This window comes from Marivita cryptomonadis (assembly GCF_002115725.1).
GTDB classification, from domain to species: domain Bacteria; phylum Pseudomonadota; class Alphaproteobacteria; order Rhodobacterales; family Rhodobacteraceae; genus Marivita; species Marivita cryptomonadis.
On sequence record NZ_JFKD01000045.1, the window covers coordinates 1 to 10369 of the forward strand.

Annotated in this window: 11 protein-coding genes and 1 pseudogene; 5 read left to right on the forward strand and 7 right to left on the reverse strand. The window is 58.7% G+C overall.

The genetic code is table 11. From position 1 onward, the window contains the following. A partial coding sequence (locus MCRY_RS23050) for a hypothetical protein (RefSeq protein ID WP_217808262.1) occupies nt 1-720 on the forward strand: 720 nt, incomplete at its 5' end. Between the two features lie 138 nt (nt 721-858). On the opposite strand, the gene MCRY_RS21795 is transcribed toward MCRY_RS23050, so the two are convergent. The 4 genes from MCRY_RS21795 to MCRY_RS21810 form a co-directional block, all read right to left on the reverse strand. Then, nucleotides 859-1158 (reverse strand): hypothetical protein, encoded by a 300-nt coding sequence (locus MCRY_RS21795; RefSeq protein ID WP_085633809.1) that lies wholly within the window; start codon nt 1156-1158, stop codon nt 859-861. Between the two features lie 94 nt (nt 1159-1252). Next, nucleotides 1253-2425, reverse strand: a complete 1173-nt coding sequence (locus MCRY_RS21800) for an LLM class flavin-dependent oxidoreductase (RefSeq protein ID WP_085633811.1) — start codon at nt 2423-2425, stop codon at nt 1253-1255. 151 nt (nt 2426-2576) lie between these two features. Further along, the gene (locus MCRY_RS23690; protein ID WP_425320146.1) at nt 2577-2918 is read right to left on the reverse strand and encodes a flavin reductase family protein; all 342 of its coding nucleotides are present in this window, start codon (nt 2916-2918) and stop codon (nt 2577-2579) included. Between the two features lie 433 nt (nt 2919-3351). Further along, nucleotides 3352-4380: an IS110 family RNA-guided transposase gene (locus tag MCRY_RS21810; protein ID WP_085633814.1), complete on the reverse strand. Its 1029-nt coding sequence runs from the start codon at nt 4378-4380 to the stop codon at nt 3352-3354. A gap of 204 nt (nt 4381-4584) precedes the next feature. Here MCRY_RS21810 and MCRY_RS23695 point away from each other — a divergent pair, with 204 nt between their 5' ends. Continuing rightward, nucleotides 4585-4920: a winged helix-turn-helix domain-containing protein gene (locus tag MCRY_RS23695; protein ID WP_425320147.1), complete on the forward strand. Its 336-nt coding sequence runs from the start codon at nt 4585-4587 to the stop codon at nt 4918-4920. Here MCRY_RS23695 and tnpC read toward each other — a convergent pair. The 3 genes and pseudogenes from tnpC to tnpA all read right to left on the reverse strand — a co-directional run. Continuing rightward, nucleotides 4893-6002: pseudogene (gene tnpC / locus MCRY_RS21820) on the reverse strand (IS66 family transposase); the annotation flags it as partial. The gene MCRY_RS23695 and the pseudogene tnpC overlap by 28 nt on opposite strands. 69 nt (nt 6003-6071) lie before the next feature. Continuing rightward, entirely contained in the window at nt 6072-6419 is a 348-nt protein-coding gene (tnpB, locus tag MCRY_RS21825) for an IS66 family insertion sequence element accessory protein TnpB (RefSeq protein ID WP_085633816.1), read from the reverse strand. Then, nucleotides 6416-6832, reverse strand: coding sequence for an IS66-like element accessory protein TnpA (gene tnpA / locus MCRY_RS21830; protein ID WP_085633825.1), 417 nt, complete (start codon nt 6830-6832; stop codon nt 6416-6418). Before tnpA ends, tnpB begins: the two co-directional genes overlap by 4 nt. A gap of 174 nt (nt 6833-7006) precedes the next feature. Here tnpA and MCRY_RS21835 point away from each other — a divergent pair, with 174 nt between their 5' ends. From MCRY_RS21835 to MCRY_RS21845, 3 genes are all read left to right on the forward strand, one after another. Then, complete coding sequence (locus tag MCRY_RS21835) at nt 7007-8152, forward strand: serine hydrolase domain-containing protein (protein WP_085633818.1); 1146 nt, start codon at nt 7007-7009, stop codon at nt 8150-8152. A 575-nt stretch (nt 8153-8727) separates the two neighbouring features. After that, entirely contained in the window at nt 8728-9990 is a 1263-nt protein-coding gene (locus MCRY_RS21840; protein ID WP_085633821.1) for a site-specific DNA-methyltransferase, read from the forward strand. After that, the gene (locus tag MCRY_RS21845) at nt 9987-10211 is read left to right on the forward strand and encodes a DUF7220 family protein (protein ID WP_085633823.1); all 225 of its coding nucleotides are present in this window, start codon (nt 9987-9989) and stop codon (nt 10209-10211) included. The genes MCRY_RS21840 and MCRY_RS21845 overlap by 4 nt, the downstream gene beginning before the upstream one ends. The last annotated feature ends 158 nt before the right edge of the window (nt 10212-10369 follow it).

Below are 10369 nucleotides of genomic sequence, written 5' to 3' on the forward strand. Positions count from 1 at the left end.
TCTGTCTTCGCGCACCCGATCACGGAGCAAACTGGACATCTCGGCAACGCGGTCTGGCATGATGAACAGGCGTGTAAACGCCGTCAGGTCTATGCGCTGGATATAGTTGCAACAGCACGGCGGGTGGTTGTCCAGCTTGATTGCTCTCTTGCCAAAGACCCGGTGCCCTACCTCGACGGTGCGGTGCTGGATTTCGGAACGGCGCGGCTGCCAAAGCGCAGGGCACGTGTCGGGATCTGGGTTGCTCGCGGTCTGACGACGCCGGCGGTGGTCGAGGATTTCCGCCAGCTCGTTGCGCGCCGGCCGGCCGAGGGACTTCGAATGGTTCTCGTTCTCGACCCACCGGATCGGCAGCGCTTCGCCTTCACACGGGGCCACGAGTTCGTCGCCCTGGCGGACGTGGTCGCTCATGAAGATGGTCTTGCAGTCGCCCCGGAATTCCTAACTGCACGCCTCATGAAGGGCCCGTCGCATAAGGTGCCTGTCTGGGTTTCCGGCGACGGCGGCGTGCTGATCGTACACGGCAGGTGGCACGAATTTACGGGCGGCAAGCAAAAGATCGCTATCGCCATGCTCGCCGAGGCCTGGCTGGACGGAGACCCGGTGCTGCCGGTTACTCGGATCATCGAGGAAGCCGAGTGTGGGGCATCGGTAAAGCGAATGAAGGAGCTCTTCGGCGGTCATCCCACTTGGAAAGAGGTTATCCGGGAGAGTGGTTAAAACTGTTGGCTTGAAGTGTGAGCGAAAGATCAACGCCAAAATCCACACCCTCCGTCACGACCATGCGCGCAAAATGGCTGGATCAAGTCAGACATGGCAGAAGAGGATCGCCGTGGCGCTTACGCCGCACCGGCGCATTCAGGTGGAAATCCGCTTGCTGACATGGACCCGGACCTGTTCGCCATTCTCGCTGTCCTGCAGCCACTGTTTGCTGCGCGCATACTCCAGCATACCTAGAAAGGCGCTGCGATCATGCTCTTCCCTCAGGTCCAGCAAATTTTCAAGAAGACTTGTATATATCCAGATATTTGCGGCATCCGGCTTGCCTAAATATTCAGGAAGGTCATGCTGGCCGATAAGTACGGCATCCAAACGCTTGAAATCAGCATGTCCGTCGACGGTGGCAAGCCCCGTGTCAGTATCGATGATCAATCGCAAGTTTTTCTCCAGTTGTGCTTATCGAGGAACGCCCTGTTAGACGACATGAAGGTGGAGTTGCGGCGCGTTAAGTGTTCGCACCGCAACTGACGTGTCATGCCGTTTCGCGGGCTGCCTTTTCAGTGGCATAAAGCTCCTGAGCGGTTTCCACCGCCTTCGAATGCACCGCCGCCAAATCAGGGCGCATCTTCTGGGCCCGTATTGCCGCTTCCATGGTGGATCGGTGCTGCCCTTGGAAATGTGGGAAAACCTCACGTGCGATCAGTTCGTAAGACTTCTTTGTGGCCTCGAAGTTGGCCCAGTTATGCGCCAGCAACATATAGGCCCCAAAGCCACCGTTCGATTGCTTCCACAGGCGATCGATCTGTGCGCGGCACATCTCAGGCGTGCCGATTGCACCGAAGCCGGTATCGTTAATGAAGTCGATCATCTCGCGCGCGTTGGCGCCGGGCATCGACATCTGCGGGAATGCAGCGATCTCTTGGAAATAATGGAACCAATGTTCGATCCCGTATTCCACGTCACGACGCGCCTGTTCGGCAGTTTCGGCGATATGGCACAAGCCAACAAGACGCCACTTCGAACGGTCTGTTTGGTGCCCGTAATGCTTGGCCTCGGCCTCAACTACATCCCAGTGGAGCGCTAGAGCATCAAAGCCTGCGGCAGTCGTGGCCCCGATCGAGATCAAGCCAGTGCCATATCTACCGGCAAGCTTCGGACCGGTTGGAGATGCGACTGCCGCCGTTGCAATGTCGAAGTTAGAATAGGGCCGCAGATGTAAACGCGCGTCCTTCAAAACCCACCGGTCGTTCTCGAAATTCACCGGCTCATCGGATCGGATCAAACGCGTCAGGATATCCAGACCGTCAGCCAGAAGCCCGCGCGTATCAGCCTGCGTCAACCCGATCATTGCAGCGTCTGTCGGAAGCGAACCCGGCCCCACGCCCAGCATCACACGCCCACGGGTCAAGTGGTCAAGTTGAACGATACGCTCGGCCACCCAAAGGGGATTGTGATAGCTTACGGACACAACGCCAGTGCCCAGTTTGATACGCCGGGTGCGCGGCGCAGCGGTAGCAATCATCAACTCCGGGCTGGCTGAAATCTCAGATCCTGCTGAGTGATGCTCACCAAACCAGACCTCGTCATAGTCACAACGGTCAAGCCACTGGACCAGCTCAAGGTCCTGTTCGAGCGCAAGAGTGGGATTTATTCCTGGCTTGTGAAAAGGCGCAAGAAAAATACCAAATCGCATACGGTCAGTCATTTGGTTCTCCTCCTATGTGTCTCAGTATGCCAACATTCCTCCAATGGGTTGGCTGAACCACATGAAAGAGGCTTGCATGAGCCTATTATTCGGTCAACTGAAAGATTCTTGTGTCAATTTGGAGACAGGCGAACCGACGGACCTGCTGCTATCAATTGCCAACTGATGAGTTTGGTTCAGTGAATCCGCCGCGGTGAAAGATCAATGGCGCAGTATCGCGGACCAGCGCTGTAGCGCGGACATGCCCCAAAACAAAATCGTGATCACCCGCCGCTGTCACGGAAGCCAGGTGACATGAGATCCATGCCACAGCCCCACCGATACGCAATTCGGACTCAGAACCTTTTATCCAATCCACATCGGCGAAACGATCAGGTCCACGCGTGGCCATGCGCTTGCACAAAGCCGCTTGGTCCGAGGCCAGGACATTATACCCGGAGTCACTGAAGACCCGAGATTTGAAGGGTTGACGTGCAAGCAGGTCGCGATTCAGGTTACGGCATGATCCGTCCCGGTTTTCTTACCTCTTCAGAGCGGCGTGAGCTTGTTGCGTGCGTGCGCAGCCATCGCGAAGACCACGGCGTTGCACGGCGGGCCAATGCAATCTTGCTCCTTGATGATGGGAAGTCCTGTCAGGCCATCGCGGAGTTTCTCTTCTGTGGTTGCCGCCCGTAGTGCAAGAAGTTTTTGACCCTATTGGCGTGTGATCGAGTGCGAACTTCTGTCAGGCCTCGGTGTGCGGCATTTCCAGAAGCCGCGGGCCGGGATGATGATCAGCGGATCGGGTCCAAATCTACCTACCGAGCTTTATGCTCGTAGAGAAACACTGGTTTTCCTGATCCGGATCTGTTCGATCGTTTTGCCCATTCAGGTCGCCGCCTTCTCACACTCCCCTTGGCACCGTTGCTAGCAGTATGACACGAGCATCATGTCGCGCCTGCCAGCGCCGGATCCTTGTAATCTTCGTTCTTTGTCAGCATCGCCCATATCTGGCGGGCCATTTTGTTGGCCAGCGCGATCGCGACCAGCATCTTGGGTTTGCGCGCCAACATGCGCGACAGCCAGCTGCCCTCCGTGATCGTGCGCTGCCCAAGCCAGTTCAGTCGCGACATCGCGCCAACGATCAGGAGACGTCGGATATCGGCCTGACCTGCCTTGGTCATGCGCCCCAAACGTTCCTTACCCCCAGAGGAATGCTGCCTGGGCACCAGGCCCAGCCAAGCCGCGAAGTCGCGCCCGGTCTTGAACGCCGCCATGTCAGGCCCGAACGCTTCCACCGCGACGGCCGTCAGCGGTCCGACACCCGGCATGGTCTGAAGCCGACGTGCCCTGTCCGACCGGGCGGCCAGGACCTTGAGTTTCGTGGTGCGTTCGGTGATGCGCGCCGTTTTCTCTGCAATCTGAACCAGCATGTCCTGGCATTCCTCCCGGATCAGCGCTGGCAAGTCTGAAGCTTCATCCTCCACGAGCGCCCTCATGCGATCGAGGTAGCGTGTTCCGATTGGAAACACGTGGCCATGTTCATGCAGAAGCGCCCGCAACGCGTTCACATCCGCGGTGCGCTGATGGACTAGTCGCTCCCGGCCGCGAAACACCGCCGCGCGGGACTGCTGCTCGACAGTCTTAGGTGCCACGAAGCGCATCTCGGGCTGGCGGGCCGCTATCACGATTGCCTCTGCGTCAGCAGCATCATTCTTCTGACGCTTGACGAACGGGCGCGTGTATTGTGGCGCGATCAGTTTTACCTCGTGGCCAAGCGCTTCCATCTGGCGCGCCCAATAGTGCGCGCCGCAGCAAGCCTCAAGAATGACCGTGCAAGGCTCCTGCTGGGCCATGAATACAGGGAACTGCTTACGCGTCAGCTTTTTACGAAACTGCACCTCCCCGGTCCGCAGGGCACCGTGGACCTGGAAAACATTCTTTGCCAGATCGACCCCGATCATCGTATCCTTCATCTCGCTGTCCTCCTCGTTGTGTGGCTGTTAACACCACGACCTTGGCACATTGCGATGCCGTCTGGGGAGGGCGGCAACCACTCCATCTACCTGGACGATGATACCATTCGGGGCTGGTACAAGACCTACCGGGAGGGTGGCTGGGACGCCCTTTCGACCGACGGCTGGAAGGGCGGCCAGGCCCGCATGACCTCAGTTCAAGAGATGGAACTTTGCGCTTGGCTGGACGAACGCTTCTGTCGATCGACTGTCGAGATCAGGGCGCATATCGCGGCGCAGCATGGCGTGGACTACTCCCATTCGGGCTGCATCAAGCTCCTGGCACGGCTGGGCTACGAGTACCGAAAGCCGAAAGGGCTTCCGCGTGTCGCAAGTACCGAGAAGCAGGCCGAATTCATTGCCATGTATGAGCGGCTGCTGAACGGGTTGGGTGCCGATGAGGCCGTATACTTCGCCGATGCCGTGCATCCCGAATACCAGACAAAGCCCGCGTTTGGCTGGGTCAAGGCAGGTGCCATGCGTTCTTCAGCGGGTTTGTAGCGTGCCTCTTTTTCCACGGCATAAAGTGTGGCGATGCGCTTGATCGCTTCCTCGGCGATGGCAGACCCTTCGCTTTCATAGATATCGACGAACTTGCGGCGCACATGCACCATGCAGGCCTGCTCGCTGGCGCGGTCTGTCCCGAACAATCCATTGAACCCGGTGAAGCCATCGGCGTGGATCACACCTTTATATCCCTTGAGGTGGGATGAGGGGTGTTCGCCTTTTCGGTCCACACTGAACTGATACCAGACGCAGGGCGGGGTTTGCCCGCACCATGGGCGTTCATCGCGCACGTAGCTCCACAGGCGCGCTGTTTGCGCTTTGCCTTTGGCCTGCATCTTAACGGGCGTGTCATCAGCGAACAGCGCAGGTCCAGCCCGAACCAGTTTGCCGATATAAGCTGCCAGCGGCTCCATAAGCGCTGTTGATCGCCCGACCCAATCGGTCAGCGTCGAGCGGTGCAGGTCGACTTTGTCACGGGCATAGATTTCAGACTGGCGATAGAGCGGAAGGTGATCGCAATACTTGCCGACCAGAACATGGGCCAACAAACCGGGGCCTGGACGCCCGCGGGTGATCGGGCGCGAGGGCAGTTCGGCTTGAGCGAAGGCCTCGCAAAAGGTGCAGGTCATGCGAGGCCGCACGATGCGTTTTACCACGAAGTGGCCGGGGACGTATTCCAGCTCTTCTGTCACGTCTTCACCAAGCGGCTTGAGCGCGCCACCGCAATCGCTGCAGCTATCGCCCGGCAACAGGATTTCTTCCTGACGCTCAAGATGATCGGGCAGCGGTGCGCGATTGTGAGTGCGTTTGGCAGGAGCCTCTTGATCCGCATCAGTTTCGGGGGCTGTCTTTTGTGCCTCAGAGGCCGCCGCAATTTCGGTATCTTCCTGAAGGTCGAAGGCCAGCTGATCCATGGCTTCGGATTTGCTGCCGAAACGGGCCTTGCGATGTCCCGCCAGTTCCTTCTTCAGCTTCTCGATCTGATAGGCCTGCGCCTTGATTTCAGCCGCCATCAACTTGCTGACAGCGCGCAGCTCAGTAGGGTCTTCAGGCAGGGATTTGAACGTCGCGCGCATGAGTATTTTATACCCGAACAGTCCGCTGAACGGAATGTTAAATACGCAATTAACCCATATTTTATTGGCTTATCCAGCCTGCAATGGCCGCCATGTCCGCGCAGGCATCCGCCAGTCAATGCCTTCCAGAAGCATCGACAATTGCGCCGCCGTGACACAGATTTTTCCATCCTTGGCCGCAGGCCAGACAAACCGCCCCTTCTCCAGGCGCTTCATGAACAGGCATGCGCCCTGCGTGTCCCACCAAATTATTTTTAACAGGTCACCTCGGCGGCCACGGAACACGAACAGGTGGCCAGAATACGGATCCTCGGCCAGCAGCTTCTCCGTTTGTGCAGCCAGCGTGTTGAAACCGCGCCGCATATCCGTGACGCCAGCCGCCAGCCACACCCGCGTGTTGCTCAGAACCGGGATCATGCCGTCAGCCCCTGCACCAACCCTACGACCGAGGCCAGCGAAGTCGGGCCTTCCACCAGAATACGGCGCCCGTCCGACAGCGCGATGTCCACGCGCTGCGCCAAGACAACAGGGCCAGGATCAGCCGCCACGGCGCTTATTCGGGCGGGAACGGTGGGGCTTTTCAAGGTGGACGTTTCTATCTCGACCGGAAGGAAAACACCTTCAAGAGCGATACTCTCCTCGGGCGACGATCCACCCTCCACTGGCGCGAACCGGGCATCCTTCAGCCATTTGAAAATCAGGTTCGCGTTCATCGAATAGCGGCGGGCAACTTGTGCAACCGAGACGCCCGGCGTCAACGTCTGCGCGCAAATCGTGCGCTTCTCGTCATCCGACCAGATCCGCTTCTTCAAACCCTTCTTCCCCGCCATCACCAACCTCAAGATGTCCACTATCGATGGTGGACACTATCACCCACTCCGTCAGGCAGGCAGGGCAGTCAGACCGGACGGATACGTTAGTCGTTTCTTCGGACCATATTCATCTTGACCGTATCCGGTGAACCTTGCCACTCTCGTCGCATGACTGGTGGAGGATGAAAGACAATGGCACTGCAAAAAATTCTGGATGAGGCTGTCTCAGCCGAAGACGCCCCATTTCTCGTCGGTATGACGGGCAATGCACAGGGCATCACGCGGTCTGGTGCATCAGGAGATGCGGCACCTGACCGCCCCGCCGCGACGGATACCGTCTTCCGTATTTTCTCGATGACGAAGGCAGTCGGATCAACGGCAGCGATGATCCTGATAGATCGGGGAGAGTTGGACTTCGATACGCCTGTGGAAGAGGTTTTGCCCGAATTCGCCGATATCAGGGTGCTGGACGGATGGGACGGCGACACGCCTGTGCTGCGCGCGCCAAAGTCCAAAGCCACAGCTAGGCATCTTGCTACGCATACTTCTGGGCTCGAGTACGAGTTCTGGAACGCTGGTCCCGGGAAATACATGGAAAAGACTGGAACAGTTTCGATCCTGTCTGGCCTCAAGGCATCGATGTTTTATCCAATGATGAGCGATCCGGGGACGCGTTGGGGATACGGGCCGTCGATCGATTGGCTGGGATTGATGGTCGAGAAGATCAGCGGCAAGCGGATCGACGCGTTCCTTAAGGAAAACCTCTTCGAGCCGCTTGGAATGTCGGACACGGACGTCGAGGTAAGAGATCACATGGCCCCCCGCCTTGCAGGGGTAAAGGCGCGGGGCGAAGATGGACAGTTCGGCGACTTTGAGCTTGCTCCCCCTTCGGATCCCGAAGTCTACGGCATGGGCCACGCTCTGTATTCGACCCCTGAAGATTACATGAAGTTCCTGCGGATGTTCTTGAACCGTGGCGCGCTTAACGGTCATCGGGTTCTGAGCGAACAGGGCGTTGCGCGGATGCTCGAGAACCATATGGGACCGTTGACCTTTGAGAAGATGGTCACGGTTGCCCCGCCGGTCACCGCCGACTTCGATCCGTTCCCGGGTACGACCAAGACCCACAGCTTCGGGTTCATGCGCAACGAGGCGGATATTCCGGGGATGAGGCGCGCAGGATCGCAGAGTTGGGCAGGCGTGCTGAATAGTCATTACTGGTTTGATCCCGCGTCGGATCTTGCCGCGGTGATCATGACTCAGTCGCTGCCGTTCGTGGAGCCGCGCTGGATGAAAACCTATGAGGCGTTCGAACGCTCGGCATACGCCACTTCATGATCTCTCACTATCTTCGGTCAGACGCAGGGCGCCTGACCGGAATAGCGTGCTGTATCCCCGTTCGAGAGACGGTTTTCGCAGAGCAACCGGTGGCCTCTGTTCGGAAAAACTGTCTCTGGTCGATTTTGTGATACACGTAACCCATTGAAATTGAACGGGTCCCTCCTGTTCGTGACTGTATTCGGGGGCGCGAGGCCCAGGACTTCGCTAGCGTCAGGGCGATTTTTTTGGGAGTCCACCCCGGTCGGAATCCACCCCTGAGCGCCATAAAACATCCCAAAACCGAATACATAGCTGGACCCCACAGGTGGCTACCTGCTGGACTCCGGGTTCCAGTTGGATTCCATGCCGGGGTCCACTTTAGGAGTCCACCTTGTGGAGCCCCGTTCGGCGACACCTCCTCCCAGATGTGCCACCGAACCCGCTCAGCAAAGAGCGCCATGATCCAACTCCCGCCTGATTGCGGATGTGTGCTGGATGCCCTCCCATCGATCCGGCATTGGACAGCCGGGTCGATGCACAAGCTTATCACGCTTTCGTGATGTTTGGCTCTTTCTTAAGATAGGATCATCGTCATGACCCTCGCCTTCGCCCCGGAGCGGATCGAGAACTGGCCGCTTGCGCGCCTGCAGCCCTACGCGAAGAACGCGAAGATGCACGGCGCAGACCAGGTCGCGAAGATCGCCGCCAGCATGGCCGAGTTCGGTTGGACCGTGCCGTGCCTTGTCGGCGAGGACGGGGAGCTGATCGCGGGCCATGGCCGGGTGCTGGCGGCAACGCAGCTCGGGCTCGCCGAGGCACCCGTCATCGTGCTGGGTCACCTGACCGAGGCGCAGCGCCGGGCCTATCGTTTGGCTGATAACAAACTGACAGAACTCGGAACCTGGGATGAGGCGCTGCTGTCGGCGGAGCTTCAAGACCTATTGGCCGAGGATTACGACCTGTCGCTGATCGGGTTCGACGACGGCGAACTTCAGGCGTTGCTCGCGGGCGACGGCGAGCCAGAGGCGGGTTCCTCCGAGGCCGAAGATGACGTTCCTGAGCCGCCAGAAGATCCGGTCAGCCGACCGGGCGATCTCTGGGTGCTGGGCAAGCATCGGCTGCTCTGTGGTGACAGTACAGTTGCCACAGACGTTGAGCGGGTTCTGAATGGGGTGAAACCCCAATTGCTCATAAGCGATCCACCCTATGGAGTTGATTACGATCCGAGTTGGCGCAACCAGGCCGGTGCTGCCAATACCAAGCGCACTGGCAAGGTGCTGAACGATGACCGCGCCGATTGGCGAGAAGCCTGGTCGCTCTTTCCGGGTGATGTTGCCTATGTTTGGCACGGCGCGCTGCATGCAGCGACTGTTGCCGAAAGCCTCGAGGCTTGCGGCTTCAATATCCGGTCGCAGATCACATGGGCCAAGGAGCGGCTGGTGCTCAGCCGCGGCGATTATCACTGGCAGCACGAGCCCTGCTGGTATGCGGTGCGGGCCAAGGGCAAGGGCCACTGGGCCGGCGACCGGAAACAAACCACGCTCTGGCAGATTACCAGTAAGGACCAGGACGCGACCACCGTTCACGGTACGCAGAAGCCGGTGGAATGCATGCGCCGCCCGATGTTGAACAACTCAAGTCCAGGGCAGGCTGTCTATGAGCCCTTCATGGGGTCAGGCACGACGCTGATCGCGGCCGAGAGCACGGGCCGGGTCTGCTACGGCATCGAACTGAACCCTGCCTACGTGGACGTTGCCGTCGAGCGATGGCAGGTATTTACTGGGCAGAGGGCAGTGCTGGAAAGCAGTGGGCAGATGTTTGATGAACTCGCTGGGGCGCGAAAGGCGAGCCCATGACTCAGTCGCGTGCCATGTCTTTTGTCGAGGCCGCGACGAACGTCGTCGTCGGCTACGTTTTGGCGATCGTCACACAGATTGTTGTGTTCCCGTGGTTCGGCATCGAAGCCGCGTTGGGCGAGCATCTGGCGATCGGCCTTGCCTTCGTGGGCATCTCCTTGACGCGTAGTTATGTGCTGCGCCGGCTGTTCGAGACAATCCGGATGCGGGGCACGGAATGAGGGGTATCCGTAATTCATGATTGATTTTGCGGCCAAAGCCGCAGCACAGAATTTTGCGCTCGTGTTGAAAACGGCAGCAAGCGAATGACGGCTGTCAGCCCTTTGCGGACCCTCATGCAGAGCGCGGCATATGTCGGATCATCGACATGGAGGGCGGA